The following is a 26,996-nucleotide window of genomic DNA, read 5'->3' as shown; positions in this document are numbered from 1 at the left end:
CGATACGACTCCGCGAGTCACAGTCTCCAACGAAGCCGGCGCGATTCAGGACGTATCCATGTTGGCCTCCATCCCGGCGGTGCCGCTCCACCTCGGACGGGCGGGGTAAGCCTGACCAGGCGGTCGTGCGCGCTTGCTGGGAGGCGAGCGGGACAATGCGGCCGGTGGGACAGTAGAGCCATGGAGGCTGACGGTCGACCTGGGACCGGCTGGGCTGCGGCGGCGCGCAGGACGGCTCGGGTGGACGGCTACGTGCCTCTGCGTGACTACGCGGTGATCGGTGACGGCCGGACCGTGGCTTTGATCGCTGCGGACGGTTCGTTGGACTGGCTGGGGCTGCCGGACCTGGACGCGCCGACGGTCTTCGCCGGTGCCCTGGACGCCTCTCGTGGTGGCCGGTTCCAGTTGGAGCCCGAGGAGCCGTACCAGGTGACCCGCAGGTACCTGCCTGGCACGAATGTACTGGAGACGACATTCCGTACGGAGCGGGGGACGGCAAGGGTCACGGACGCGCTTTCGCTGGACGACGACCTGGCGCTCACTCCGATGCGGGAACTGCAGCGCAGGCTCGACGGTGTGGCGGGGACCGTGCCGATGCGCTGGAGCCTACGGCCCCGGTACGGCTACGGCTCTCGCGCACCGCGCATGGAATGGCGCCGGGGTATCCCGGTGGCCATCGATGGTGCCGATGCGCTGGCTGTGTGTGGCTGGGATGTCGGCGTGGTGGAGTGCCATGACGGCGCAGTCGGAGGCCGGTTCGACCTGTGCGAAGGCGCCACGGCCCTGATCGCTGTGCCGTTTGCCCACCAGGAGCCGCTCGTTCTGCCGACCCGCGGCGAGTGCGAGGCGAGGATGGAGCGCACGTGCCAAACATGGCGCCGCTGGGCCGGCTCACGGGAGTACTCCGGGCCGTGGCAGGAAGCGGTCTCACGCAGTGCGCTCGTACTGAAGCTGCTCGTCTTCGCCCAGTCAGGAGCGGTCGCCGCCGCGGCGACCTCCTCCCTGCCGGAGTACATAGGCGGCCAACGCAACTGGGACTACCGGTTCTCCTGGATTCGGGACTCAGCGTTTGCTCTGGACGCGTTCCTGCAACTCGGGTGCCCTGCTGAGGCACATGCCTACTTCTGGTGGCTGATGCACGCCTCCCAGCTCACGCACCCACGGCTGCGGGTCCTCTACCGGCTGGACGGCGGAGCCCCCGCCCACGAGCGGGTCCTTCCACTGGCGGGCTACCGGGGCTCGGCTCCGGTGCGGACCGGCAATGCGGCCGTCGACCAGGTCCAGTTGGACACCTACGGCGAGTTGCTGCATACCGGTTGGTTGTATGCCGGTGCGACGGGGCGGCTGGACGCGGACGTAGCCCGCAGGCTGGCGGAACTGGCTGACTTCGTCTGCGCCGGCTGGCAGCGGCCCGACTCCGGAATCTGGGAGGTCCGCAGCACGCCCCTCCACTTCACACAGTCCAAGATGATGTGCTGGGTGGCGCTCGACCGGGCCATCGATCTGGCACAACGGCGGCTGATCCCCGATCGACACGCGCCTCGCTGGCGCGCCGCCCGGCAAGAGGTCCACCATTTCATCGAGAACCAGTGCTTCTCAGATCGCGGCGGCTGCTATGTACGGTCCGCCGGAAGCGAGGACCTGGACGCCGCCGTGCTGCTCGGCCTGCTGTACGGCTACGACGGCGCCCATCCGCGCCTGCGCTCCACGGTAGACGCCATCGATCGCAGACTGCGCAACGGTCCGTATGTTGCCAGGTACTCCGGTGAAGACGGCATCAAAGGCAGCGAGGGGGCGTTCGTGGCCTGCTCGTTCTGGCTGGCGGAGTCCCTGGCACGGACCGGGCGGGTGGAGCGGGCCGCCACCTTGATGGATGACCTGGTCGCGCTGGCCAATGACGTTGGCCTGTACAGCGAGGAGATCGACCCGGCTGACGGCGCATTCCTCGGCAACCTCCCCCAAGCACTCAGCCATCTGGCACTCATCAGCGCGGCCACCGCCATCGACACGGCCCGTAGCGTGGCAGCCCGATGAACCCGGCAGGTATCGCCGCAGGCGGATTCATCGGAACGCTCATTCTGACTACCGCGTTGCGCGCAGCCAGCGCGTTGAGCCTGACACGCATGGATCTGCCGTTTCTGCTCGGCACGGTGGTCACGGTCGACCGCACCCGCGCGAAGGCCCTCGGGTACCTGATGCACTTCGCCAACGGGCAGATCTTCGCCTTCGTCTACTATGCCGTCTTCCTCGCTATCCATCACGCCGGCTGGTGGTTGGGCGCGCTGTTCGGCCTGGTCCACGGACTCTTCGCCGTCACGGCGCTGGTGAATACCCTGCTGCCGCTCGTCCACCCCCGCATGGGCAGCCCAATGACCAGTGCTCCGGACGTGGCACTGCTCGAACCCCCCGGCTTCCTGATGCTCAACTACGGCCCGAGCACACCGGCCGTCACCATATTGGCCCACATCGCCTACGGAGCTCTGATCGGCGGATTCGCCTCGCTCTCCGGTTGAGGCACCACGAGAAACTGGCGCGGATGAAAGTGTCGCGCCCTGGTACGAGGCTTCCCACCACCCCTGCCTTACCGAGCGGTAGGTGCGGGGGGCCTGTAGCGTACAGAGAAGGTCTTCCTGGGAAAGCCGAGACGGCAGCGGGCAGAAATTGGGGGCCTCGATGGGATCAGACGCAGCCTCGATGTCCGGTGCCGGCGAGTCGGCAGCCGGCGCCGAACGGGCCGATCCGCCGGGGGCGGACCGCGGACCGCAGCTTGCATCGGTGGTGATGTTCGTATCTGACCTCGACCGGTCGGTGGAGTTCTACCGCGAACTGCTGAAGATGAGGGTCACAGTCCGCACCACTACCGCTGCGCTGCTCGTTGGCTCCGACGACATGCAGGTATACGTGCGCGGCATGGGCAGGGTCACCCACGCCCTGGGCGGTATTGGCGTTCAGTACGTGATCTGGACTGCGGACAGCCTCGATGATCTCCACCGGTGTGAGCGGATCCTCAAAGAGCGCTCTGCCCACACCTCGTCCAGAGAGATGGCCGACGGCTTCACCGTGGTCGAGGGACGCGATCCCGACAATGTGCCTCTGGTCATCGCCTACCCCGGGCCGAACAAGGCAGCACGGCATGAGATTATGACGCGGATCTACACCTGGTGAGCATCGCCCTGGCCGCTCTGCCCCCGGGAGGCATCAGGTCGCCAACGTCTGCGGAATTGCCGGCCAGTGGGTCACGGCAGGGTGGGTGCTGTGAGCGCCGGCGCTGCGGGACCGCGCAGATCAGTGGTGAGCCGGCCACCGCCATGGTCGGCTCCCCTTGGTGGGGTTACTTCTGGTAGTTCCTTCGACGGCGCCCCTGTGTCGCATTTCTCGCCGCTCTCAAAGCGCTCGTCGAGTAGCCCTGGTGCGTCTGGCGCAGGGCCTTCCACGCTCGCCACCGTCGGTCACACGCTGAACACTGTTCATGGGTACTCGCCAGGTCCGGCTGTTTGAATCAGGTGCCCGCGCCACGGACAACCAGGACGGGACAGGTGGCGTGGGTCACACAGTGCTGACTGACAGAGCCGAGCAGGACGCCAGCAAATCCGCCGTGTCCGCGGCTTCCGACCACGAGTAGTTCCGCGCCCCGAGCAAAATCCACCAGGACACCCGCAGGGTGACCCTTCCGGACGTATGAGCGCACCCCGACGTGTCCACCGTGGGGCAGTGCCAGCTCAAGCGTGGCAGCAAGCCTTTCCTTGGCGATCTTCTCGAAGTTCCACTCCTCCGGTGGCTTCGGCACCCAGCCGTACGTAGTGGGGAATTCCCATGCGATCACAGCCGCCACCACTGCATCGAAGCCCTTGGCGTGCCCGACTGCCCAACGCAATGCAACCATCGACGCCTCCGATCCATCCACACCGACGACAATCCGCCGGTCGAGTCCGCCTGGCATTTCGCGCATATAGACCACCTGTCTTTCAAGGTCAACTGGCTACCTTGCCTGAGTATGGACGCTCTGCTGCGCGGAGACGCGGTCCCGTGCGCGCGCGTTGGGAAACGGACTGACTATTAAAATGAGAGGTCGGCAAAGGCTCGCAGTCTCGCCCGCGCACGACCGGCGGCTGCGACAGCACCAGTCGACCGCCTTCGGGCACTGGCCCAGGCCGGGGCCTGCAAACTCGGCAGCGAAGGAGGCACGATGTCAGCCATCGATCGTTACCTCAAGAACAACGAGGTCTTCGCCCTGGAGTTCCCCGGACCACTACCGATGGAGCCGACCCAGCACGTCGCCGTGGTGGCCTGTATGGACGCGCGGATGAACATCTACGCAATCCTCGGCCTGAGGGAGGGTGAGGCAAGTGTGATACGGAATGCTGGCGGCGTTGTCACGGACGACGTCATCCGCTCCCTCGCCATCAGCCAGCAATTGCTGAATACTCGCGAGATCATCCTGGTCCATCACACCGACTGCCGGATGCTCACGTATCCCGCCTATAGCCTCAAGCCGCCGATCCGCAGCACGGGCGGCCGCAAGCCCCTTTGGCCGGAAGAGTCGTTCCACGATGTCGAGATCGATGTCCGCCGCTCGATGAGCCGTATCAAGGCGAGCCCCTACATCCCTCACCATGATGCCATGCGCGGGTATGTCTATGACGTCGCCACGGGGCGGCTCAACAAGGTGCAGTGATCACAGGAGCGATACGTCGCGGATGCTGCGAGCCGGAACGACACCGTGGTCGGCAACAGCATCCAGTGTCCCCTCAGACATGGTGCTGACCACGTCGGGGGCGACCAGGTCCATCACGTACCAGGTGTCGTCGTAGGCCGGGTCCTTCACCCCAGCGGACGCCCAGAGCTGGGCGCGCGACATCCTGCGCACAACCAACGTGGTCAGTGCCTGCAGTGCCTGCAGTGCCTCGCCGACCTCGACGGTGCGCAGCGCCAAGTCCTGAATCTGGGCCGTAGGCATCGCTGGCCTTTGCGAAGATCATCGGGTTCGTCGTCACCCCTACGACATGCCGGCCCCTGACCAGCTGTGCCAGGCTACGGTCGGTCAGCCTCTGCCGGCTCAGCGTCGAGCCAGATAGATCTCCCGCTCTCCGATAGCCGAGCAAGCACATCCACGACGCTTCCTTCTCATTTCGGCATCCGAGGAACACAGCAGGTGATTGTCGTGCATCAGGATGGTTTTGCTGGCGTGCTGGACGGCACGACCACGACAGGGAGGTGTGCGTGATGCACGACCTCGGTGCTGGTGGACCCCAGGGTGAGGCGTCCCCACGCGCCCGAGCCTCTGCTGCCCACGACCAAGAGGCAGGCATCTGCACTCGCTTCGAGCAGGACTTGCGAGGGGCGTCCCGGCTCCACTTTGATCTCTACCTCGACCGGGGTACCCCCCAACTGCTGCATGGCTTCTTCCACGGTGTGGGCAATGGCCTCATACGTGGCGTCACGTATCTGTGTGTCCAGGCCGTAGGAATCCGGCACGGTCAGCCATCCGTAACTGCTTGCCCTGGAGGCCGTGAAATCGTACGCACAAACCGCACGCAGGCTGGTATTCCGCGACTGTGCCTCGTGCAGGGCGAAGCGCATGGCGAGTTCGGAGATGTCTGAGCCATCGGTTCCCACAACGATTGGTGCATGCCCCGTGAACTGCGTCATGGAAATATCCATTTCGGTTGGCACTGCGGGTTCAGGTGACCCTGCGGACCACCAGCGCGGTGATGTCGTCCCGTTGGTCACCTCTGGTGTAACGGCGCAAGTCGTCGGCCAGGTCGTGGGCCACGTCCCACGGAGACACATCCGCCCAGACCCGGAGTTGTTCTTCGAGGGGATAGAACCCGCCTGCGGTGTCACGTGCCTCGGTGACGCCGTCGCTGCAGAGCAGGAGTGTCGCACCAGGGGGGAAGTCGAACCAGTCGACGATCCTGGGTTCCGCAGAAAGTTCCGCCAGACCGAGCGGCACGCCTGGTTCGCCCGTGGGAGCGGTGGTGACGGGTCCCCCGTCCAAGAGGTACAGCGGAAGGTGGCCGCAGCTAAGCTTGGCGTTTAACCCCGCAGGTCACCCGACCTGCTGAACTGCGGTTCTTCCCGGGACAGCGGACGCGGCCGTTCCTCACGCTTCGAGATGTCGAGTAACGAATCGTGAGAGAACGGCCGCTGCATATGAGTCTCCCCGTCGACGCACCCGCAGGCGAGGCATTGGGTGTGTTGTCCCGCTTTCGTGTCGAGTTCTACGACTGCCTGTACAGACGCGCGGACGCGCTCTTCGAGCTCACCGACGCGGTGCTGTGTGCGGACGGGCCGGTGAAAACTCTGGTCGAGCTCTCCTTGGCGGTCGAGCATCGGCGCGGGCACGGTGCGCTGTACGCGGCCCTGGACCGTGGCTGGCTGGAGCCGACACGGTTGCGCCGCGCGCTGGCGGGCCTGCCGCTGCCGAAGGCGGCCGACGGGCGGATCGTGCTCGCCGTGGACGTGTCGCACTGGCTGCGACCCGACGCTCCCACCAGCGGCGACCGGCTCTTCTGCCATGTCTACGGACGCGGCGACCGCAGCTCGGACCAGCTGGTGCCCGGCTGGCCCTACTCCTTCGTCGCGGCCCTGGAGTCCGGCCGCACCTCCTGGGTCGCTCTCCTGGACGCGGTCCGCCTGGGCCCGGCCGACGACGCGACTACCGTCACTGCCGCCCAACTCCGCGATGTCGTCGTACGGTTGATGAGCGCAGGTCACTGGAGACCAGGCGACCCGGACATCCTGATCGTGATGGACTCCGGCTACGACGTCGCCTATCTGACCCACGCTCTCGCCGACCTGCCCGTCGCGCTGGTCGGGCGCCTGCGCTCAGACCGGGTCATGCTCCGCGACCCCGGCCCCGCCCGGTCGGGTCCCCGGGGCGGGCGCCCCCGCCGGCATGGCGGCGTCCTCACATTTAAGAAGCCCGACAGCTGGCACGGGCCCGACGTCACAACCGCCACGGACACAACCCGCTATGGCACGGCCACCGCGACGGCCTGGGACCGGATGCACCCCCGACTCACCCACCGCGGACCCTGGCTGAACCACGCCAAGGAAGAACTCCCCGTCCTGCACGGCACGTTGATCCGCCTGAAGGTCGAGCGCCTGCCCGGTGACCGTGACCCGAAACCGGTCTGGCTGTGGTGCTCGGCCACCGCCGCCGCACCGGCGGACCTGGACCGCTGGTGGCAGTCCTTCCTCCGCCGCTTCGACCTGGAGCACACCTTCCGCCTGATGAAACAGACCCTGGGCTGGACCGCCCCGAAAATCAGGAATCCCGACACGGCCGACCTGTGGACCTGGCTGATCATCGCCGCCCACAACCAACTCCGCCTCGCCCGGCCCCTCGCCGAGGACCTGCGTCGCCCCTGGGAACGACCCAGCGAGTCCCGCCGCCTCACCCCAGCACGGGTCCGCCGGGGGTTTCGCAACGTCCGCGCGACAGCAGTCAGCCCGGCAAGCGCGCCGAAACCGTCCCGACCAGGTCCCGGACGGCCTCCCGGCTCGAAGAACAAGCAACGGGCCAGGCGCCACGACGTCGGCAAGACCGTCAAACGCGCCGAATCGATCAAGGAACACCAAGCCCAGCGGGGTTAAACGCCAAGCTAAGGGCCTGCGTTGCGTCCGAACCATCGACGCCGAGGATGAGAGCAGTGACGAACCGTTCGGGCTCTCCGGTCTGCGCCGCAAAGGCATTGTGGAGGCCGACTGCCGTCTCCAGAGCGTCCGCTACAGCGGTGAGCGTAGGCTCACGCTGAGCAGTCTCACGAAACGCGCCGAGCACAGCGAAGGCGGCTGCCACCGCGGGCAAGCCCTTGCCCTGAACGTCGCCGATGAGCAGACGCGTCCCGTACGGCGAAGCCACAGCCTCGTAGATGTCACCGCCCACCAGTAGGTCTTCCTCCACCGGAAGACATACTCCGTCGACGATCACCCGATCAGTGAGCACAGGCAAGGGGCGCAGCATCTGGCGCTGAAGCGCGGCAGCGCCAGATCGCATCCGCCGGGATTCCTCCTCCCGTCTGATCCGCTTATGGCAGGTCAGCACGCACAGCATGCCGAGAACAAAGGCCAGCACCATCACGATGACCTGGTCGCCGAGTGAGGGAAGCGGCCGGTAGACCAGTACTGCGATGATTACCAGGATCACCCACCCGACGGCATAAACCGTCTCGCGTAGCGTACCGATGGTAGCCGTCAGAGCGGGAAAGATAATCATGAGGGGGATCAATCGCACCGTGCTGTCACTGATGGCCAGCTCCAGCAGCACGAGGGGAATGGTCAGCGCCACCACGGACATCAAGGCGACGCCGGGCATGTGCTGAACACGCCTTCGCGATGTCTTCCGCCGCCCGCGCGCCTTGGAGAGCGCGTCAATGAGGTGAGGCCACATCAGCCAACGGAACACATTTCTACCGTCCCGCCGAAATCCCATCCACGCAAGTTTTGCTGTCGGGCTGCCCTACCAGAGCCTGACGGTTCACCTCCCGGTACGCGCTTACAGCCAGGCGTCACGATCAACGTGAGGCACACGCTCCATGGTGGGGCATGGCGTTGGGAGATGCCGGGCGCGCTCCGCGGTGGGACCTTGGGAAAGGGGAAAGATGTTGTCGGCCGCTCCGTACCGCCCCGGTCCACGCGCTGTCCGCTCTGACGTCGTCGCGGAACAGGAGTGCCCGAGATGCCGAAGGCGCAGTGTGCCGACACACCCAACGCGCTGGCGGCGCGGAGGACGGCACACACTCAGGGAACTCGTACACCAGTTCGCCCATCCGCTCGCGCTGCTGCTGGTGCTTGCCGCCGTACTGGCCGCCGCAACCGGCACGACCTCGCTGGCCGTGGCCATCCTGGCGGTGATCCTGCTCAATGCGCTGCTGGCCTTCGCCCAGGAGTAGCAGGCCGAGCGGGCGGTCGAGGCGCTGTCCGAGTTCCTGCCGGAACTGGCGACGGTGGTCCGCGACGGAGTGACCCGTGATGTTGCCGCCGCGTCCCTGGTGCTGGGGGACGTCCTGATCGTCGAGGAGGGCGACGGCGTATCCGCGGACGCACGGCTGATCGGCGGGGGGTCGAAGTGGACCTGTCGGCGCTCACGGGAGAGTCCTTCCCCGCGTTCCGGACGGCCGAGTCTGTCGACCGTCCGGGTCCGCTTCTTGACACGAGGGATCTGCTGTTCTCAGGTACGGCGTGCACCGGCGGCCAGGCTTCAGCAGTGATCACCGTAATCGGGATGCATACCGAACTGGGCCGGGTAGCGGCGCTCAGCCAGCGCACCCACCGCAGGGAGAGCTCCCTGGAACACCAGGTGAAGCGCGCAGCCCGGCTCATCGGGATCATCGCGATCGCGGTGGGGGTGGCCTTTCTGCCCCTCGGCCTCGCCGCAGGTCTCTCCCTCGGAGCGGGCGCGACCTTCGCCATCGGGCTGCTCGTCGCCAACTTACCCGAGGGACTGCTTCCGGCGATCACCCTCGCCCTGGCCATGGGCGTGCGGGAGCTGGCCCTCCGGGGAGCGGTGGTCAAATGGCTGTCCGCCGGCGAGGCGCTCGGCGCGACCACCGTCGTCTGCACCGACAAGACCGGCACCCTTATCGAGAACCGGATGCGGGCGGTCGCTCTGTGGATCCCGCAGGGCGAACGCCCGGCGGACGATCCGGCACCCCCGTCGGCGGGCGTACACATCCTCGTCGGCGCCGCAGTTGGAAGCCAGCCGCCGCACCTACGACAACATCCGCAAATTCATCGTCTACATCTTCACTCACGCGGTCCGCGAAGCGGTCCCCTTCCTGGCGTTCGCCCTCTCGAGCGGAGCCCTTCCCCAACCGCTGACGGTGATGCAGATCCTCGCCGTCGCCCTGGCACCGACACCCTCCCCACCGAGGACGCGGCGGCTGAGATCGTCGCGCACGCGTACCGGATCGCGGCGGCACATGGCTGGTCCACCAGCCACCAGCCCCGGTACTCAGCGGAACGGCATCGGGAACAGAGGAGAGACTCGTGAGAGCGCCTGACGCCGCGCGGATCGCCGTCGCCGCGAACCAGAGGCGGGAGGGGCGGGAGGACGCGCTAACACCGCGGAGCGGGCCCTGCTCACAGGCCCGGGCAGCACTCACATGCATTGCGCGGCCTCGCGATTCATCGTCTACCGCAGCCGAGTCCGGGCCCGCCGTGCGGAGCTGGAAACCAGCTAACGCTGCCGACGACGCATCGGCGTCCGCCGCTGATAGCGTGCTGTGATGCCTCCCGTGACACTGCTGACGTTCGGACACGGCCTTGCCGCACGCGAGGACCTGACCGCCCTCATTCATGGTGCTGGTGTACGCGGTGACGGACTCCTCATCTCTGACCATGTGTGATCGCGGTCTGGCCCACGGGATTCGCGATTCCCTGGACCCTGGCTATTCCGGCGCCCATGCCTCTTCGAAGGAAGAGTGTGAACAACGAGCCCGGGCTGATCCCCAGGCAGATCAGGACGGCGACCTTCGCGACCTCGGCGGCCACGTAGTACAGGTGCCCACGGGAACGAGGGAGGCACTCTCCGGCCAGTACCCGGTCGGACCTGCGGTTGAGCTGGGGACGGATCACGGCCACCTGTACCAGGAGCAGGAGGGACACGGCGACGGTCAGGAGGGTGACCACGCCGGGAGCGCCGCCCACGACGACCGCGACGATTACAGCGCCGGCCAGCACGGCCTCCACGAGGTTCAGCGCCCGGAAGACCAGCCAGCCGATGCCCAGTCCGATGGGGATGGTCACCCCTGGAGGCGCGGAATTTCAGCGGTGCCTCCAGGAAGGAGATCGCCAGCACCATTCCGAGCCAGACGAAAGTGGCCGCGCCCGCCACGGCGGCAGACGCCCGGTGGAATACTGGCTTGCGAGAAACCGGACCCCCAGCATGGGCTCCATATGCGCCTCGATGAGGCTCTGAATATCTGCCTCGACGTCAGCAAGACGCGGCATGACCTCGGTCACGCCGCCTTTTGTGTTGAACAGCTTCAGGCCCGACACCTCCCCCTCCCCGCGTTCCCGTCCTGCAACAACGGCCGGGGCAAGATCGTTTCCGGAGGAAGAGATCAAACCCGTGCAAGCGGCACGGCTGACCCTGAATGACCAAGATCAGCCGTTGGTTTGACACAACCTCGTAGAGCGCGATATCTCCTAGCAGACAGCTAAAGACGCACAAACGGACGCGCTGGTGCGCCTATTCTTGGCGTTTCAGGGCTGCGAGTTCAGGATGGTGGGGGAAGTCTCCAGTTGCTGTTTCGAGCAGTGTGCGGAGACTAATCCGCTGTCCTCCCCCGCCGAGTTTGAGGTTACGCAGCGCACCGAACCAGTTCGCCCGACCGGTCCCGTAGAGCCTTAGGCGTGAGAGGTCTCCGCCTGCCCGGGCCCAGACTTCCTGATCGGTCGGGCCTGCGGGGTATAGGTCCGCCATGATCGTCTCGATCTCGCGCCAGCTGTCGGGCTCAACTGGTTCCGTGGGGGTCGGGGCTTTGAGACCGCCACGATCGAGTGCGACGGGGAAATTGTCTTCCAGATCGGAAGCCTTGAAGATGGGGTGCTGTCGACCGGGAAAGGATGTGCGGACATTTTCGGCGACGTGGTTGAAGACGTCGAATACCCGGATTAGACCGTCTCCTGTTGTGCGCGCTTTTCCTTTAAATGCTTCGAGGAGGTACTGCGTGAACACGCTGTTACGAGCACCGTTCATCACCAGGGAGAATTCCTGCGCGCGGGATGATGCAATAACGACGCGGCCGGTTCCCTGGGTGAGCTGATGGAGGGCTTTTTCGCTAAACCCTGTGCGGATGGGATCTTCTTCGCGATGTGTCTTCAGTGCGGCCACTCCACCAGCGTGGCAGGCGTCGACCAGCACCACCAGTCGCTGTGCATTGATTGCGGAAAGTGCTGCGGTGAGCTCAACTTCGAGGAGTGCCGTTCCAGGAAGATTGTTGGCCTGACAGTCGACAGGAAGGAGGGCGCTGATTTCGCCTACGGCTGCGGGGAATCGGGCACCATGTCCCGAAAAGAAGATAACGACTGTGTCCTGCGCCACGGATGATGATGCCAGGTCGGCCAAGCCAGAGCGAATCCCTTCCAAAGTCGCCTGGTCGTCCAGGAGGACCTGGACTTGGTTCGGCGGGAATCCGCAGTACTCTACCGCCCGGAGGGTGGATGCAATATCCCGGGCATCGTTCAGTACGGCCTCTGGGAGACTGCTTATATTGTCGTAGTTTGCCACACCGATAACTAGTGCACGCCTTGCCCCGTGGGTCATTTTCTCACAGCCCCATTTTCTTCGAGCACCGCTCGGCGGTCATCGCTCGTTCGTGAATTTTTGGTTACTAGCGAAAAAACTAAGGGATTGGTTCGCCGGGTAGTCGTTCCGCATTTCGTCCAGAAGTGACTTCAAGCGAGGCTTTCTGCTGCCGTGCTCGATGCGTTGGAGTGCTTGGTGCCATCGTGTGCGGCCGGTGCCTGTTTGATCGAGATCGGCGGCACGGCCGCCTGCTCGTTCCCACAACTCGCGGTCGTTGGGTCCTGCCGGGTATAGCTCGGCCGCCAGGTCTTCCAGCGCTTTCCACCGCTCGGCGGAGCTGACCGCGGACAGTCCGTGTCGCCATCGGTCCAACAGACTGATTATAGGCAGGCACGCGCGTAGCGCAGGCCGGATGTCCTCACGCCCGTAACGCAGCATGACTGTCAAATCCCCGGCCGTGTGGCGCCAATGCCGATCCAGTGCGAGATGGCCGATGGCCTCCCAGGTAGCGGCAGGAATGCGCTGCCCACTGGAGACAACCGTGCGAAGCCATCTGCGGAAGCGATCTTCCTCGAATGCTGGCAACACCGTCACAATCCCGACAACCGCACCGGCTTCCAAACGGCCAAGCTGACCGTCGAGTTCGGGACTACTGAGAACAGCGGTTTGGAGAAGCGGTTCCAGGTGGAACGGGGGCAGGCCCGTAGCAGCCTTCTCCAGCCATCCCTGCACGGTCGCCCTGATGAGGGCGTCGTGATCCGGGCCGCTGAGTTTCGCCCATAGTTCGGAACGGCGTGAGAAACCGCTCAGGTCGGCTAGGGGCGTACGGGACAGAGCGCCGATGAGGCCGTCATGGACAGGTCGGCCGTCAATAAGGTCGATGAGAGCCGATTGAAATGCGGCCTCTGGGTTAGCGGGCCCTCGCCAAGCGTTCAGGTCGTAGTTCAGCGAGGCCGCCCACAGGGCTTGAGCCGTCTGAGTGGAGAAGTCGACGTTCGTGAGGAGCGTTAGTGTCCGGGAGGCGTAAGCGCCTGCCAGGTCAATCATCCGTGGGTCGCCGATGTCGATCGAGCAGCGCACAATCTGTTCCGGCGTCGCGTTCCTCAACGCTAGCTCCAGGCCGTCCGCGAAAGGGTTGGCTTGGATGGCGAGTTGGAGGCGGGCGGCCTCGCATGGGGGGAAGGCCGTCGACGCCGCGACGCCGTGCAGTCGCAAGAAACGCCCTTCGCGGGCAAGGGCGATCATGTGTTGCGCCGCGCCGAGGGGCAGCGTGCGCGGGGCAGTCTCAACCAGTCGTCCCTCCAACTCCCCCTCCGGTTCAGCCGCTGTCCACAGAGGCCGCAAAAGATCTGGATCAGCTGCAACCCAGCGCCATACAGCGCGAGCGAACCCCGGACCTGGCGCGCACGCCGCCTTCCGCAGTCCTCCGAGAACGGCTTCCCGCCATAGGCGCGTGCTCTTGGACGGCTGTGTGGCGTCCTGAATCATCGTGGTGAATGACATATCCTGGGTGGCCGGGAAGGCGTTGTCCCCCGTCCACGTCGCCAGTTGTTTCCATACCGCCTGGGCGTGGTCGAACCCTTGCATGTCGAGGTTCCGCAGTGTCAGGACGTCGTCTGTGGTCGCGGTCTCAAGCTGGTGCAGTAGGCGCCTAATGAGATCGGCCTTGCCGCTCGTGCCGCGGGTGGGCTCGGGTGACAGTCTCTGCACTAGCCGCACGGCGGCGATGGTGCTGTCGATCGTGGCCGGCACGTCAGTAGTGAGCCGGTATGCCTGTTCCAGCAGGGAGAGTTCGCTGAACCCGTTGCTTTCGGCTCCGATTTCGTCAGCGAAGGAGAGTAGTAGTGTGCTCTCCTCGTGGTCGGTGAGTGCGGCGGCCACCAGGGAGCCCGGCACCGGTGTCACGGTGTCCAGCCGCTTGTACCCGCGCCACCGCGCTTCGAGGCTACGGGGGGTGCATACCAGTGCTGGCGTTGGAATCTCGACAAGGTCGGCGGGGCCGAAGCTGAGGCGGAACGCGAAGTTTCGGCGCATCGCCGGCCACAGCCGAGCCCACAAGGACACGACAAGGTCGTCGAAGTCTTGGTGGCCTAGGCGGACCGCGGGGCCGGCCGGGCGCTGTACGAGCGCTGCTGCGGCCGCTGGCAGATCGGCTGCGGCAGGGGGGATGTCGTTCTCGAATTCGAGTTCCAGGGGTGCGATGGTCAGAGGGGCGTGGGGTCGGGCCATCAGCCGAGCGAGAAGGGGTCGCAGGTCGGAGGCGGAGACGAGGTCGTTGAGAGACACGATGAGCGCGTGAGACAGCACCATTCCTGCCCGCGTTGCTTGCGGGTCCCGGAAGGTGCGAGCGAGCACGTAGTAGTCATCGTGGGGAAACCCTGACAGGAAAGGTGACCACTCCACGCCAGACGGTGCGGTGTCGGGCAGGTCGAGTCGGGGTGCTAGCTCGGCTGCAAGGCCCCGGAGGCCACTGGTTTCCCTGAGCGCATGCCCTCCCCGGACTTCCCCGAACAGCGCCTGCTCTGCATGAATACGCAAGGCCCTAGTCCGCCTTTTGTCGGCTGTGTTCGTCAAGAAGGAGGTGGATTGGCCAGGTGAGGTCGGGTGAGTGCGTCCCCTCAGGCATCACGACGAACCCGAAGTGCTCAGGGCCGCAACTGGAGTACTCGCTGTCGGATGTGTGCGGGTTGAGGGGGCGCCCCAGGGCTGACAGCCCCAAGACGCAAGGCTCAGGCCATCTGGCACTGAGGAACGCCCAAAACATTGGCAGGCGTGCCCGGAGTGCCTCGGCCGGGGTGCCGTCGAATCCGAGTTCGTCCCAGCAAGTGAGCAGTACGGCCAACTGTGGGTTTCCCAGTCGAAGTGGGGACGACATATCCCTGACGTAGATGAGCATTTGGAGAAGCTCAATGAGGCGCGCCTGGTCCGAGATCTGGTGGGCTGAGTTCTCAGGAGCCGCTTTCCGCAGGTCGGAAAGGGGGCGTGAGAGTACGTCTTCGCCCAGTTGCGTCTGTTGGAGGCGGATCATCAGCATCCAGCTGTTTGTATGCTGCACACGCGTACGCCACGCACTTGGCACGCGACGCGACTCGATCATGGATTTGATCTGCTCGCCGCCGTATTCGGGCCAAATGAGTTGTCCGCATGTGCCATTCTCTTGCGATACGGGCCACACGCTGTCCACGTAGGTGGAGGTAGCGGTGTGATCGGCTGCTCTTCCTTCGCTGAGACTTTCCAGTGCCGCTTCAAACGACTCAAGGTTTGTCGCTTGGCCGTCCATGCGAAGTCGGCAGTCCTTCTTCATGAGCCGCCTGAGAAGTTGCGCCCCGTAATGCGTTTTTCCCACACCACTCTCGCCGAGCAGAAGGATGGAATCGCCCGAAGTGCTCATGCTGACCCCACCCCGTACATGAATAGCGGGTCGTCGCTGGCGGATGGGACTGGCGGCAGAACGGCGCACGGCGGTCGTGAGGTGAGTGCCCAGTCCAGAAGGCTAGCCAGGGAGCCGTCTGCCTGCCGTTCGCCGGTGTCGCCCGAGGTGATGCGGACTGAGAATTCTCCAGCCCCGGGCATGGGGCCAAATACGGACTGACGGACGGAGTCCTCCATTCCGGGAGTGATAGGGACGTCTGATTTGGTCCATACCAGTGCAGTAGGGCGAGATTTTCGTTCGTCAGCCACGCGGGCGGCGAGTAGCTGCAGGGCATTGCGGGCGGACCCCATGGTCGCGCCCGACAGCGCCTCACGGTCGGCGACGAGAAGTAGGACATCGGCATGTTCGGCGATCCAACGGGCCCCTGCGGCCTCGGACCCGCCCTTGTTGACTGCCCACTTTTGGAACCACTCGCCTGGCGCGTCGGTGAACAGGTAGTCCGTGGGCTGCTTCTTCTGCTCGGCACGGAAGCTCAGATGCAGCAGCCCTGGGGCCCGTCCGCTGCGGCTGGTTGTGTGGGGGGGAAAACTGGGCGCCTGGCCCGGGGCCCACCGGAGGGAGTTCGACACTGCCTCCCAGCCGGCCAGGGAGAACGAGCCTGCAAACTGGCCTGCGCGCAGATCAGCAGCGCCGCGGCCGAGGAGCAAGTACCAGGCGCCCAACATGGTCGTCTTCCCGGCGTTCTGTGGCCCAATGGTTGCGATGATGCGGGGACGAGCGCGGCCCGCGACGAAGGCGAGATCAGCAAGTCCCAGTGCACTGCCGGACCAGGGCAGCAGTACGTCATCCGTTGGCTCGGGCGCGGAAGTCGCCTTGCCTGTGCCGTGATACACGGGGCATGCGGAAAGGTCTACGTGGCCGAGGGCACAACCGGTGTCGGGAACGAAGCAGCTCTGCTGTGAGCAGTCATTCATACCGTTCACGCTCGTGTCCGCCGTCTGCCGCTGCGGCTGGCCTTGGTGGCGGCTGTGGCGCTGGTGGCTTGGAACTCGCGAAACACCCAGCACGCCCACTGCGGCAGTGTCAAGCGTGCATCATGTGGTACCCCCGTCAAGCGGCGAAAGGCGTTCTCGTCGCGTGAGGCAGGAACATCGCGGTGGGCGATCAGCGCGATCACCGGCCCGCGGCCTTCGGGTTCTGCCGTGATCAGTGCCCCGGCATCCCGGGCTCCATTTAGCGAGGCATCGGTCTGCGCACGTTCGACAAGGTCACGGACCGCGTAGGTCTGTTCCACCTCAACGAGGGGAAGCGACATAACCGTCTCAGCCAGGAAGGCAACCACGCTAGCAGGGGAGGACGCTGGCACCTGCTGGTGCAGGTCGAAGGCCATCAGGGTTGCCGCCACGGTCGGTGGCAGGTCCCGGTAACTGACCTGACCGGTCGGAGAGAACAGAGACTCCTTCCACCACAACAGGGCTACCCTCCGCTGGAGGCCCGCGGTGGCGGCTGCCACGGCGGTCAGTGCTTCCGCGACGTACCCGGACACGCCCGCTGCCAGCGACCGGATCGGCTCCGACAAATCGACGCTTTGAACTGTCACTCCGTCTACGGCCGCATCCAGAGCCTCAGCCACAGAGACAGCCATACGATCACCGAACTCACCTACCCAGTTGTGGGGGGCGTTGTGCGCCCAGTGGGGATTTCCGTTCGTGGCCACCTGCCCCTGCTGCGGGTGCGCGTATTGAGGGCCCGCCGCTGCTTGGAACTCGGCCCTGAGCTGGTCAACATCCGTGCGACCGGCGGATACCGCCAGCGGCGTGAGGTCCGGGACCTTGAAGTCCGCGACCGGGGCTGGGACGGAGGAGGGCACCGCCCACTCGGCTTCGGCCCGCGCGTCGACTACCTTCTCGATCCCCGTGATCACATCGGCCCACACCGAAGTGTCCGCACCCAACTCCGAAACCGCGAAGGCATTGCGAGTCAGAGCGACAAAGGCCGCTCCGACTGGGGCGTTGTCCGCAGCCGCCTGGACGAGAGCCTCAAGAACGATGGCGCGAGCCACTGCCACCGGCGGGCCGGAGAAGGTGTTGACATACGTCACCCAGTGCTTGGCGAGAGCGGCGAGCGCTTCGACGATCACGGGATCGCCAGCATCTACCTCAGGGTCGACAGCCGTTAGGACGTAGGCGACCGCCTTGGAAGGAGACTTCCGGAGTGCACCGGCCAGGTCACCGGCCGCAAGGCCAATCTTCTCGAGCTTGGTGTCATCTCCTTGGACATCAATAAGCCCACTTGTCAAGAAACGCAGAAGGATACTTTCAGCCACTTACGCCCCATTCCCGCCGTGCCCCGCTACCGTATCGCGGTCAAACACCGGCCAGCCGGCTTGTCGCCGCATGTGGTTCACGTCCCGCAGTTGCCTCGGTTCTGAACTGCAAGTCAGGCACCAGAGCTTACCGACAGTAGACCCACTGGGCCTGGTCCGCATGTCGCGACACTCGCATAAGCTGCGCTGCATCCGCCCAGGAACCGCACACTACGTACATCGGATACGGCACACGGCCACCCCGACGGAAGTACCGGCTGGGGCTGGCTGCCTCGAGACGTCACGCCCACGTCAGGAGCGATGCGAGGGTGGAGGCTGCTTGGTAGGACTCCGCAGATTCTCGTAGCGGGTGGCGAGGCCGCGCCGCTGCTTCAGGCGGTCTATAAGCACCGTTCGACCAGGTGGCGGTACTTATAGAGCTCTGAATGAGAGTAGGCGGGCGGCGGCCGCGCCGCAGGCGGTTGGCGATCTGGTCGCACCGTTCGGGGATGGTGCGGCCGATATCGTGCCGCCGCAGCCACTCCGGATCGCCTTCGAGTTGCAGCCTTTGTCGCCCAGTACGTGATCGGGCCGCACCCGCAGGCGTCCCGGACCGATCCAGCGCACCCTTGTCGCCCCCACTACGGCTCCCCACGAGTGCGGGGAGCAGCTCCTGCGTGGCCTCTCTGATCACGCCGACCTCAGGCGGGACACGGCAGGGTCCATCCCCGCGGGTGCGGGGAGCAGGGTGGCCGGCCCAGGCCCGTCGTCTCTATGACGGGTCCATCCCGCGCGAGCGGGGAGCAGGCTGGTGACCTGCGAAGTCAGCCTCAGGAACTCGGATTTGAAGCACTTCCATCGACTCGGACATTACGGACCCCTGCGCCTTTTTGAATTCGGCGGTCACTGAACGCCCCGTTGACGATCCGCCCTTCCCGATCTCCGCAGAAGGTACCCCCGCCGGATACCACGCAGTGTCGTCACCGCCCGCCCCACAGCAGAAGCGGGATGGGCGAGCCGGGGCATCACCAAACCGCGTCAATCACCCCGGAGCACACCCTGCCGCCAGACACAGAACCCGCCAGCACCACCCCCACTGCAGCCCCCCACGCCTGACGGCAGAGCCCCGCCAGATGCAACCGGCGGGGCCCTCACCTCTCACAGACGTCTCACTAACAACACCGACGACCCTAGACCACAAGACCCCGACCTGGCATTACGCCACTTCCTTGTACCCAGTGGACGCCTCTGGACGGCCCCTACAACCTGTGCCAGGTGGTGCCGTTACAGCTCACTCCGAAGGGCAGTCGCGGGCAGGTTTGGCTGCGATCAGGCCGCGTCCCACAGGCCGGCGTCCAGGACGCGTGCCGCCTTGGCGATGCTCCCCGGCATCAGGTGCCGGTAGGTGCGGTACGTCTCCTCGATCGATTTGTGCCCCATCCACTCCGCCACGTCGGTGATCGGGATGCCACTACCCAGCGCGTTGGAGGCGAAGTAGTGCCGAAAGCCGTACATCCCCATCCCGTCCACTACGGGCAGCTTCTCAAACAGTGCGCGGACGCGCCGACGTTCCATCGGCTCCGTGTAGTACCCGCTCGGCCCCCGCAGCAAATACCCTTCCCTCGTCGTGCCGTGCTTCGCCTCATAACGTTCGATCGCCTCCCGCACCGAGCGGGGCAGCGGAACCTCCCGAAACTCCCCCACCTTGCGATGCTTCAGCTTCGCCGGACGGTGCGTGTTGGAGTGGATCTGCTCGTGTACCCGGTACACGTCGTCCGCTACCGCGTTGTTGATATTCACGGACCTGGCTTCGCCATTGCGCAATCCGCACCCCGCCATCATCACGATCTCCAGAGCAAGGTCGTCACCCGCGACCGCCAACGCCTGCTTCACATATGCCAGGTCCGGAATAACCACCTTCTGGCGAACGTACTCCGGCTCCTGCACCCCCTTGATCGGATCATCCGCCATCGCCCCCTTGTCGTAGGCGTCCCGCAGAATCGCCTTGAGGGTGCGCAGTATGTTGACCTGATTCCCCCGGCCAACGCCGTCGGCCTCCAGCTCGTCCAGGAAACGCTCCACCACGATGGGGGTCACGGATATCAGCTTCCGCGAACCTAGGCGCGGAACGATATGGACGTTGATGGAGCTGTTGACGTGCTCGCCCGTTGAGTATTCAGTCATCCGGCGCTGCCGGGGGCGCCACTGCTTGGCGTACTCCGCGACCGTCTTCTGTCCCAACTCCCGGCGCGCTTCCGCGACAGACGGCGCCGTGCGCTTCTTCTCCGCGTAGATCTGCGTGAGGCGTTCGATCGCGTCGTCCTGCGTGGCGAAGCCGCCCTCTTCGAGCTGCTTCCCCAGACCGCTGCGGAAACGGATGGTGTACGGATGGGGGCACCGAGTCGGCTTGGCGCAGGCACAACCCTTGGAGAACGAGCCCATACCCCGGGCGAGTTGACGAGCCATGTGATGAACCTTCCGAGCGAGAGCCAAGCATCTGCGCTCTGGTCCCCGCGCGGCGGTCGCCAGGTCAGCATGTCACGACGCATCCGCGCCCAATGCTGACCGTTTGCTGACCTGAGCCACCCGATCATAGCTTTGACCTGCACACATGCCCAGATGCTAGATCTTGGACTTGAACATGGTGCGCTGCATGGCTGCGACTCCTGGCGGTGAAAGGTCGCGCCCCTGAAGGGTGCGCGCCGTCAGCGAACAGCGTAGGACATGCCCGGCGAAGCGCGGCGATGACCCCCGTCACGGTCTCGCCCGTGTTCAGAACCCGAAGACACCTACTTTCCGGGATACCCGCTGGTCATCGCTCCGCTTCAACATCTGTCGCAATTTCCGGGCCATTTACCGTTGTTCGCCGAGCTTCTCCCGGTCCCCGTTCGCACTGCGTGCACAACTCTTGACATGCAGGAAACACAGGGAGAACCATCGCGGTGTACCGGGAGAGCGCTCTCTCACGCGTGAGGACTCACCCGTGAGGACGCACCCGCATGTCGCTGCCCGCATCGCGTCGTCCGGCCACCGCACGGCCGGACGGCCACCGAGTCCTGCCCTCGCACGTGGAAACAGGAGAGTTGCTCATGCTCGCACCCCCCACCGGTCCACCTGCGCCGAGACCGACGGCGCCGGTGAACCTGCGCAACACGGCCGTGGCGGTCATCACGGCGCTGATCGCCTCGCTGCTCCTCTTCATCCCCTCGCACTCCGCGCACGCGGCGGGCACCCTCCTGTCGCAGGGCAAGACCGCGACGGCGTCGTCCACCGAGAACGGCGGCACCCCCGCCGCGGCCGCGGTCGACGGCAACACCGGCACCCGCTGGTCCAGCGCCGCCGCCGATCCCCAGTGGATCCAGGTCGACCTCGGCGCCACCGCCACCATCAGCCGGATAGCCCTCACCTGGGAGACTGCGTCCGCCAAGGCCTTCGCGATCCAGGTCTCCGACAACGGCACCACCTGGACCGACGCGTACTCCACCACGACGGGCCCCGGCGGTAGCCAGACGCTGGACGTCAACGCTTCCGGGCGCTACGTCCGTATGTACGGCACCGTCCGCGCCACCGGCTACGGCTACTCCCTCTGGGAGTTCCAGGTCTTCGGCACCCCGGGCGGCACCACGCCGCCCACCGGGGGCACGCTGCTCTCGCAGGGCAAGGCCGCCACGGCGTCGTCCACCGAGAACGCGGGCACGCCCGCCGCCTCCGCGGTCGACGGCAACACCGGCACCCGCTGGTCCAGCGCCGCGACCGACCCGCAGTGGCTCCAGGTCGACCTCGGCGCCACCGCGACCATCAGCTCCGTCACCCTCAACTGGGAAGCGGCGTACGCCAAAGCCTTCAAGGTCCAGACGTCCGACAACGCGTCGACGTGGACCGACGTCTACTCCACCAGCACGGGCACCGGCGGCAACCAGACGCTGAACGTGACCGGCACCGGGCGCTACGTCCGGGTCTACGGCACCACCCGCGCGACCGTATACGGCTACTCGCTGTGGGAGTTCCAGGTCTACGGCACCCCGGGCGGCACCACCGACCCCGGTGGCCCGATCGAGGGCGGCGGTGACCTCGGTCCCAACGTGAAGGTCTTCGACCCGTCCACCCCCAACATCCAGGGGACGCTGGACCAGATCTTCACGCAGCAGGAGTCGGCCCAGTTCGGCACCGGCCGGTACCAGCTGTTCTTCAAGCCGGGCACGTACAGCGGCCTGAACGCGCAGATCGGCTTCTACACCTCGATCTCGGGTCTCGGCCTCAACCCCGACGACACCCAGATCAACGGTGACATCACCGTCGACGCCGGCTGGATGGCGGGCAACGCCACCCAGAACTTCTGGCGCTCCGCGGAGAACCTGGCGATCACGCCGTCCAACGGCACCGACCGGTGGGCGGTCGCGCAGGCCGCGCCCTTCCGCCGGATCCACGTCAAGGGCGGGCTGAACCTGGCGCCCGCGAGCTACGGCTGGGCGAGCGGCGGCTACATCGCCGACAGCAAGATCGACGGCACCGTCGGCCCGTACTCGCAGCAGCAGTGGTACACCCGTGACAGCTCGGTCGGCGGCTGGACCAACGGCGTCTGGAACATGGTGTTCTCGGGTGTCCAGGGCGCTCCGGCGCAGGGCTTCCCGAACCCCGTGTACACGACGCTCGCCACCACCCCGGTGTCGCGCGAGAAGCCGTACATGTACCTGGACGGCAACGACTACAAGGTCTTCGTCCCGTCCAAGCGCGTCAACGCCGTCGGTACGTCCTGGCCGAACACGCCGGGCACCTCGCTTCCGCTGAGCCAGTTCTACGTGGCGAAGCCGGGGGTCTCCGCGGCGACCATCAACGCGGCGCTCGCCCAGGGTCTCAATCTGCTCTTCACTCCTGGCGTCTACCACGTCGACCAGGCGATCAACGTGACCCGCGCCGACACCGTCGTGCTCGGTCTCGGCCTGGCCACCATCGTTCCGGACAACGGCGTGACAGCGGTCAAGGTCGCCGACGTCAACGGCGTCAAGCTGGCCGGCTTCCTGATCGACGCCGGTACGGTCAACTCGCCGGTGCTGCTGCAGATCGGCCCGGCCGGATCCTCCGCCGGCCACGCCGCCGACCCCACGTCCATGCAGGACGTGTTCGTGCGGATCGGTGGCGCGGGCCCCGGCCAGGCGACCACCGCGGTCGAGGTGAACAGCAACGACACGATCATCGACCACACCTGGCTGTGGCGCGCCGACCACGGCGCGGGCGTCGGCTGGAACACCAACCCGTCCGACTACGGGCTGAAGGTCAACGGCGCCAATGTGCTGGCGACCGGACTCTTCGTCGAGCACTTCAAGAAGTACGACGTGGAGTGGAGCGGCGAGAACGGCAGGACGATCTTCTTCCAGAACGAGATCGCCTACGACCCGCCGAACCAGGCCGCCATCCAGAACGGCAGCATCAGGGGCTTCGCCGCCTACAAGGTCGACGACAACGTCACGACGCATGAGGGCTGGGGCCTCGGCAGTTACTGCAACTTCACCGCGGATCCGACGATCGTGCAGGACCACGGTTTCGAGGCACCGAACAAGCCGGGCGTGAGGTTCCACGACCTGCTGGTGGTGTCGCTCGGCGGCATGGGCCAGTACGCCCACGTCATCAACGACGTCGGGTCGCCGACGTCGGGTACCTCGACGGTGCCGTCCACGGTGACGTCGTACCCGTAACCCGCTGACGGCATGAGTACGGGGCGCGGGGCGGCACGGAAGTGGGCCGCCCCGTGTCACAGCAGGAGGAGAGCGCTCTCCCTCTGTATGCCTCAGCAGGTGTTCAGAGGGTCCGCAGCAGTTGTTCGGCGCCGGCGACCGCGAGGAGACCGGCGCCCAGCAGCCACATGGCCACCCGGGTCCGGCCCTTCCGGCTCAGCTCGATGACCACGCCGCACACGATCAGCGCCGCCCCGTACACGCCCACGACCAGGACCGACGGCTGGTCGCCGAGCCGCACCACCAGCACGGCCGCCGCGACGGCCATGAAGAACGCGGCGACGACGATGCGGATCCGGCGCGCCTGCCGGGGAGTCAGCGGCTGATGACGGAAGTCGCGGATCAGGGCGAGCCGCTCCCGCGGTGTCGCGTCCTGCCATCGCGGGCCGAGCTGCTGGCTGTCGAGTTCTTCATCGCCGGTTGTGGTCACGGGCTGAGCCTAGGGCCTGGGACGTGGCCCGCGGCCACTTCACCGACCAGTCCGTTCAGGACCCGGCGTGACGCCCGCATCAGATCGGCGACATCCCCGGCAGACAGGGAGTAGACCACGGTGTCCTTCTCACGGGTCGAGGTGACGATCCCCGACCGGCGCAGGATCGCCAGCTGCTGCGAGAGGTTGGAGCGCTCCACCTCGATCGCGGCCAGCAGCTCGCGGACCGGCATCGGCCCGTCCTGCAGCAGCTCCAGGACCCGGATGCGGACCGGGTGCCCCAGCATCCGGAAGAGCTCCGCCTTCGCCTGGTACAGCGGAACCGGCACGGTCCTCACGTCCTCTCGCCCCCGTCGGCCGCGGGGAGCTCGACACCATGGAGCCTGGCCAGCCCCAGCGATTCCTCCAGCGCGTCGAGGGCCCCGGAGATCGCCCCGTACTCGCCGCTGTCCACCGCTGCCGCCAGGGCGGCACGCGCTTCCGCCACCTGCCCACGGACCGCCTCGGGTGTCATCTCCGTCATCGCACCTCCCGCATGCCGCCCCCCTTGATGAGGACATGATGTACGGAAGTGAAGAATTCTTCAATTCACCCGGCCAGGCCGGTTCGCGCTCACCGCGGTGGAGCGCTCTCCCCCTTCTGACGTGATGGCGGCACCGCCGCACTCATCCCTGCGCAGAGAGCGCTTCCACCGATAGGAGATGCCATGACAGGCAGTCCCGGCACCATCCGGCCCCGCCGGAAGCCCCATCGACACCCCTGGCGGCCCCTCGTCCTGACCCTGGTCGCCGCACTGGTGGCAGCCCTTTCCCTGACTGCGGCCGGAGCCCCCGCGCAAGCGGCCGACGCGCTGCTGTCGCAGGGGAAGCCGGTGACGGCGTCGTCCACGGAGAACGCCGGCACTCCCGCTTCCGCGGCCGTCGACGGCAACGCCGGGACCCGTTGGTCCAGCGCCGCCGCCGATCCGCAGTGGCTGCGGGTCGATCTCGGCGCGACTGCCACGATCAGCAAGGTCGTGCTCAACTGGGAGACCGCGTACGGCTCCGCGTACCAGATCCAGACGTCGCCCGACGGCACCGACTGGACCACGGTGTACACGACCACCACCGGCGCGGGCGGCACCGAGACCCTCAACGTCACCGGCAGCGGCCGGTACGTGCGGATCAACGGGACCGTCCGGCACACCCAGTACGGCTACTCCCTGTGGGAGTTCCAGGTCTACGGCACCACCGGCCCCACCACTCCCGCCTGCGGCACCGCCGACGCCGCGCTGAACCAGCCGGCGACCGCGTCCTCCACCGAGAACGCCGGCACCCCCGCGACCGCGGCGGTGGACGGCAACGCCGGGACCCGCTGGTCCAGCGCCGCCGCCGACCCCCAGTGGCTCCAGGTCGACCTCGGCACCGGCCAGAGCATCTGCGGAGTGCAGCTGAGCTGGGAGACCGCCTACGCCAGGGCCTACCAGATCCAGACCTCGGCGGACGGCATCAACTGGACCACGATCCACTCCACCACCACGGGACCGGGCGCGACCGAACTGATCACGTTGTCGGGAACCGGCCGCTACATCCGCGTGTACGGCACCCAGCGCGCCACCGCGTACGGGTACTCGCTCTGGGAGTTCCAGGTCTTCACCACCGGCGGCGGCACGCAGCCGCCCCAGGACGGCTCGGCGCTGCTCTCGTACAACAAGCCGGCCACCGCCTCGACCTACCAGAACGCCAACAGCTGCACCGGCTGCACCCCGGCCAAGGCCCTCGACGAGGACCCGGCCACCCGGTGGGCGACCAGCGACACCAACGGCTGGGTCGACCCCGGCTGGATCGCCGTCGACCTGGGCGCGACCGCGCACGTCACCAAGGTCGTGCTCCAGTGGGACCCGGCCTACGCCACCGCCTACCAGATCCAGGTCTCGCCCGACGGCACCAACTGGGCGAGCATCTACTCCACCACCACCGGCAAGGGCTTCAAGGAGACCCTGACCGTCGACGGCAACGGCCGCTATGTGCGGATGTACGGCACCGCCCGCAGCAGCAGCTACGGCTACTCGCTGTGGACCTTCGACGTCTACGGCACCGGTGGCAGCCCCACGGCGCCGCCCGCCCTGCCGCCGAACCCCGGCAACCCCGAACACCTGGTGTGGAGCGACGAGTTCAACGGCGCCGCGGGCACCAGGCCGGACACCGGCAAGTGGACCCAGGACGTCGGCAACGGCCAGAACGGCGAGCTCGAGTACTACACCAACGGTGACAACACCGCCATGGACGGCGCGGGCAACCTCGTCATCGAAGCGCGCAAGGAGGCCAGCGGCCAGTACACCTCCGGCCGGATCAACACCTCGGACCACTTCAACTTCACCTACGGCCACGTCGAGGCGCGGATCAAGGTGAGCGGCACGCAGGGCCTGTGGCCCGCGTTCTGGATGCTCGGGTCCAACTTCAAGACCGGTACGCCGTGGCCGAACTCCGGTGAGATCGACATCATGGAGCATGTCGGCAAGGTCGCCGACTCGGTCTACTCCACGCTGCACGCCCCGGCCTACAACGGCGGAAACGGCTACGGCTCGCCGTACACCCTCGCGGGCAGCGACTTCGCCTCGGCCTTCCACATCTACGCCGTGGACTGGGACTCCACCCACATGACGTTCTCGGTGGACGGCCACGCCTTCTTCACCGCGGACAAGGCGGTGGTGGAGTCGACGAGGGGCCCGTGGGTGTACGACCACCCCTTCTACCTCATCCTCAACAACGCGGTCGGCGGTGACTGGCCCGGGGCGCCCGACGCCACGACCGTCCTCCCGCAGAAGATGCAGATCGACTACGTGCGCGTCTCCCAGTAGGACGCCGCCGCCACGCCCGCTCGGGCGCCGGCTGCCGGTCGGGCCCCGTCCACACCTGGAC

20 protein-coding genes and 5 pseudogenes are annotated in these 26,996 nt (G+C 66.3%); 9 read left to right on the top strand and 16 right to left on the bottom strand.

The window, feature by feature from the left end:
- The first annotated feature begins 252 nt into the window (after positions 1–252).
- The 3 genes from O3W51_RS14185 (at position 253) to O3W51_RS14175 (ending at position 3,165) form a co-directional block, all read left to right on the top strand.
- The gene (locus O3W51_RS14185; RefSeq protein WP_269286017.1) at positions 253–2,034 is read left to right on the top strand and encodes a glycoside hydrolase family 15 protein; all 1,782 of its coding nucleotides are present in this window, start codon (positions 253–255) and stop codon (positions 2,032–2,034) included.
- Positions 2,031–2,513: a hypothetical protein gene (locus O3W51_RS14180; RefSeq protein ID WP_164606888.1), complete on the top strand. Its 483-nt coding sequence runs from the start codon at positions 2,031–2,033 to the stop codon at positions 2,511–2,513. The genes O3W51_RS14185 and O3W51_RS14180 overlap by 4 nt, the downstream gene beginning before the upstream one ends.
- Positions 2,514–2,694: 181 nt before the next feature.
- Positions 2,695–3,165 (top strand): VOC family protein, encoded by a 471-nt coding sequence (locus O3W51_RS14175; RefSeq protein WP_203672408.1) that lies wholly within the window; start codon positions 2,695–2,697, stop codon positions 3,163–3,165.
- 334 nt (positions 3,166–3,499) lie between these two features.
- Here O3W51_RS14175 and O3W51_RS14170 read toward each other — a convergent pair whose 3' ends face one another.
- Positions 3,500–3,949 carry a universal stress protein gene (locus O3W51_RS14170; protein ID WP_239069615.1) on the bottom strand — a complete coding sequence of 150 codons (450 nt, stop codon included), beginning with the start codon at positions 3,947–3,949 and terminating at the stop codon, positions 3,500–3,502.
- Between the two features lie 237 nt (positions 3,950–4,186).
- Here O3W51_RS14170 and O3W51_RS14165 point away from each other — a divergent pair, with 237 nt between their 5' ends.
- Positions 4,187–4,675 (top strand): beta-class carbonic anhydrase, encoded by a 489-nt coding sequence (locus tag O3W51_RS14165; RefSeq protein ID WP_164606890.1) that lies wholly within the window; start codon positions 4,187–4,189, stop codon positions 4,673–4,675.
- Positions 4,676–4,711: 36 nt separating this feature from the next.
- Here O3W51_RS14165 and O3W51_RS48830 read toward each other — a convergent pair.
- From O3W51_RS48830 to O3W51_RS14150, 3 genes and pseudogenes are all read right to left on the bottom strand, one after another.
- Positions 4,712–4,957 (bottom strand): annotated as a pseudogene (locus O3W51_RS48830) (transaldolase family protein); the annotation flags it as partial.
- A gap of 209 nt (positions 4,958–5,166) precedes the next feature.
- The gene (locus O3W51_RS14155) at positions 5,167–5,649 is read right to left on the bottom strand and encodes a universal stress protein (RefSeq protein WP_164606894.1); all 483 of its coding nucleotides are present in this window, start codon (positions 5,647–5,649) and stop codon (positions 5,167–5,169) included.
- Positions 5,650–5,680: 31 nt separating this feature from the next.
- A pseudogene (locus tag O3W51_RS14150) lies at positions 5,681–6,013 on the bottom strand (PP2C family protein-serine/threonine phosphatase); the annotation flags it as partial.
- Between the two features lie 140 nt (positions 6,014–6,153).
- Here O3W51_RS14150 and O3W51_RS14145 point away from each other — a divergent pair.
- Entirely contained in the window at positions 6,154–7,599 is a 1,446-nt protein-coding gene (locus O3W51_RS14145) for an NF041680 family putative transposase (RefSeq protein ID WP_164606896.1), read from the top strand.
- Here O3W51_RS14145 and O3W51_RS14140 read toward each other — a convergent pair.
- The gene (locus tag O3W51_RS14140; protein WP_164606898.1) at positions 7,571–8,320 is read right to left on the bottom strand and encodes a SpoIIE family protein phosphatase; all 750 of its coding nucleotides are present in this window, start codon (positions 8,318–8,320) and stop codon (positions 7,571–7,573) included. The two genes, O3W51_RS14145 and O3W51_RS14140, sit on opposite strands and share 29 nt — an antisense overlap.
- Before the next feature lie 379 nt (positions 8,321–8,699).
- Here O3W51_RS14140 and O3W51_RS14135 point away from each other — a divergent pair, with 379 nt between their 5' ends.
- Positions 8,700–8,897, top strand: a complete 198-nt coding sequence (locus O3W51_RS14135) for a hypothetical protein (RefSeq protein WP_203672409.1) — start codon at positions 8,700–8,702, stop codon at positions 8,895–8,897.
- Positions 8,898–8,951: 54 nt separating this feature from the next.
- A pseudogene (locus tag O3W51_RS14130) lies at positions 8,952–9,997 on the top strand (P-type ATPase).
- A 449-nt stretch (positions 9,998–10,446) separates the two neighbouring features.
- Here O3W51_RS14130 and O3W51_RS14125 read toward each other — a convergent pair.
- The 8 genes and pseudogenes from O3W51_RS14125 to O3W51_RS14090 all read right to left on the bottom strand — a co-directional run.
- A pseudogene (locus O3W51_RS14125) lies at positions 10,447–10,807 on the bottom strand (hypothetical protein); the annotation flags it as partial.
- Between the two features lie 44 nt (positions 10,808–10,851).
- Positions 10,852–11,004 (bottom strand): annotated as a pseudogene (locus O3W51_RS14120) (transporter); the annotation flags it as partial.
- Positions 11,005–11,197: 193 nt separating this feature from the next.
- A complete protein-coding gene (locus tag O3W51_RS14115) occupies positions 11,198–12,274 on the bottom strand; it encodes a caspase family protein (RefSeq protein ID WP_164606900.1) in 1,077 nt (358 codons plus the stop codon).
- A 39-nt stretch (positions 12,275–12,313) separates the two neighbouring features.
- The gene (locus O3W51_RS14110) at positions 12,314–14,794 is read right to left on the bottom strand and encodes a GAP1-N1 domain-containing protein (RefSeq protein ID WP_239069638.1); all 2,481 of its coding nucleotides are present in this window, start codon (positions 14,792–14,794) and stop codon (positions 12,314–12,316) included.
- A 4-nt stretch (positions 14,795–14,798) separates the two neighbouring features.
- A complete protein-coding gene (locus O3W51_RS14105; protein ID WP_239069617.1) occupies positions 14,799–15,647 on the bottom strand; it encodes a hypothetical protein in 849 nt (282 codons plus the stop codon).
- The gene (locus tag O3W51_RS14100) at positions 15,644–16,522 is read right to left on the bottom strand and encodes a TRAFAC clade GTPase domain-containing protein (protein WP_269286001.1); all 879 of its coding nucleotides are present in this window, start codon (positions 16,520–16,522) and stop codon (positions 15,644–15,646) included. The genes O3W51_RS14105 and O3W51_RS14100 overlap by 4 nt, the downstream gene beginning before the upstream one ends.
- Before the next feature lie 86 nt (positions 16,523–16,608).
- The gene (locus O3W51_RS14095) at positions 16,609–17,955 is read right to left on the bottom strand and encodes a GTPase-associated system all-helical protein GASH (RefSeq protein WP_164606904.1); all 1,347 of its coding nucleotides are present in this window, start codon (positions 17,953–17,955) and stop codon (positions 16,609–16,611) included.
- A gap of 1,308 nt (positions 17,956–19,263) precedes the next feature.
- Entirely contained in the window at positions 19,264–20,400 is a 1,137-nt protein-coding gene (locus O3W51_RS14090; RefSeq protein WP_164606906.1) for a tyrosine-type recombinase/integrase, read from the bottom strand.
- 623 nt (positions 20,401–21,023) lie between these two features.
- Here O3W51_RS14090 and O3W51_RS14085 point away from each other — a divergent pair.
- Entirely contained in the window at positions 21,024–23,627 is a 2,604-nt protein-coding gene (locus O3W51_RS14085) for a discoidin domain-containing protein (RefSeq protein ID WP_138354210.1), read from the top strand.
- Positions 23,628–23,730: 103 nt separating this feature from the next.
- On the opposite strand, the gene O3W51_RS14080 is transcribed toward O3W51_RS14085, so the two are convergent.
- From O3W51_RS14080 to O3W51_RS14070, 3 genes are read right to left on the bottom strand one after another with little or no spacing between them, the layout of a single operon-like run.
- The gene (locus tag O3W51_RS14080; protein WP_244809595.1) at positions 23,731–24,096 is read right to left on the bottom strand and encodes a hypothetical protein; all 366 of its coding nucleotides are present in this window, start codon (positions 24,094–24,096) and stop codon (positions 23,731–23,733) included.
- Complete coding sequence (locus O3W51_RS14075; protein ID WP_138354211.1) at positions 24,093–24,425, bottom strand: ArsR/SmtB family transcription factor; 333 nt, start codon at positions 24,423–24,425, stop codon at positions 24,093–24,095. The genes O3W51_RS14080 and O3W51_RS14075 overlap by 4 nt, the downstream gene beginning before the upstream one ends.
- A 5-nt stretch (positions 24,426–24,430) precedes the next feature.
- Positions 24,431–24,619: a hypothetical protein gene (locus O3W51_RS14070; RefSeq protein ID WP_138354212.1), complete on the bottom strand. Its 189-nt coding sequence runs from the start codon at positions 24,617–24,619 to the stop codon at positions 24,431–24,433.
- Positions 24,620–24,802: 183 nt separating this feature from the next.
- On the opposite strand from O3W51_RS14070, the gene O3W51_RS14065 reads away from it, so the two are divergent.
- Positions 24,803–26,935 (top strand): discoidin domain-containing protein, encoded by a 2,133-nt coding sequence (locus O3W51_RS14065; RefSeq protein ID WP_138354213.1) that lies wholly within the window; start codon positions 24,803–24,805, stop codon positions 26,933–26,935.
- Positions 26,936–26,996 lie beyond the last annotated feature (61 nt).

Source organism: Streptomyces sp. H39-C1, assembly GCF_027158125.1.
GTDB lineage: Bacteria > Actinomycetota > Actinomycetes > Streptomycetales > Streptomycetaceae > Actinacidiphila > Actinacidiphila fildesensis.
Note: the sequence above shows the minus strand (reverse complement) of the source record. Positions and strands in the feature narration are given on the sequence as shown.

What these genes read in the sequence shown, in the direction of transcription:
- O3W51_RS14170 (WP_239069615.1), bottom strand. Translation starts at nt 3,949, where the DNA reads ATGCGCGAAATGCCAGGCGGACTCGACCGGCGGATTGTCGTCGGTGTG.
- O3W51_RS14090 (WP_164606906.1), bottom strand. Translation starts at nt 20,400, where the DNA reads ATGGCTCGTCAACTCGCCCGGGGTATGGGCTCGTTCTCCAAGGGTTGT.
- O3W51_RS14065 (WP_138354213.1), top strand. Translation starts at nt 24,803, where the DNA reads ATGACAGGCAGTCCCGGCACCATCCGGCCCCGCCGGAAGCCCCATCGA.
- O3W51_RS14180 (WP_164606888.1), top strand. Translation starts at nt 2,031, where the DNA reads ATGAACCCGGCAGGTATCGCCGCAGGCGGATTCATCGGAACGCTCATT.
- O3W51_RS14140 (WP_164606898.1), bottom strand. Translation starts at nt 8,320, where the DNA reads ATGCCCGGCGTCGCCTTGATGTCCGTGGTGGCGCTGACCATTCCCCTC.
- O3W51_RS14145 (WP_164606896.1), top strand. Translation starts at nt 6,154, where the DNA reads ATGAGTCTCCCCGTCGACGCACCCGCAGGCGAGGCATTGGGTGTGTTG.
- O3W51_RS14070 (WP_138354212.1), bottom strand. Translation starts at nt 24,619, where the DNA reads ATGACGGAGATGACACCCGAGGCGGTCCGTGGGCAGGTGGCGGAAGCG.
- O3W51_RS14165 (WP_164606890.1), top strand. Translation starts at nt 4,187, where the DNA reads ATGTCAGCCATCGATCGTTACCTCAAGAACAACGAGGTCTTCGCCCTG.
- O3W51_RS14105 (WP_239069617.1), bottom strand. Translation starts at nt 15,647, where the DNA reads ATGAGCACTTCGGGCGATTCCATCCTTCTGCTCGGCGAGAGTGGTGTG.
- O3W51_RS14085 (WP_138354210.1), top strand. Translation starts at nt 21,024, where the DNA reads ATGCTCGCACCCCCCACCGGTCCACCTGCGCCGAGACCGACGGCGCCG.
- O3W51_RS14175 (WP_203672408.1), top strand. Translation starts at nt 2,695, where the DNA reads ATGTCCGGTGCCGGCGAGTCGGCAGCCGGCGCCGAACGGGCCGATCCG.
- O3W51_RS14155 (WP_164606894.1), bottom strand. Translation starts at nt 5,649, where the DNA reads ATGACGCAGTTCACGGGGCATGCACCAATCGTTGTGGGAACCGATGGC.
- O3W51_RS14115 (WP_164606900.1), bottom strand. Translation starts at nt 12,274, where the DNA reads ATGACCCACGGGGCAAGGCGTGCACTAGTTATCGGTGTGGCAAACTAC.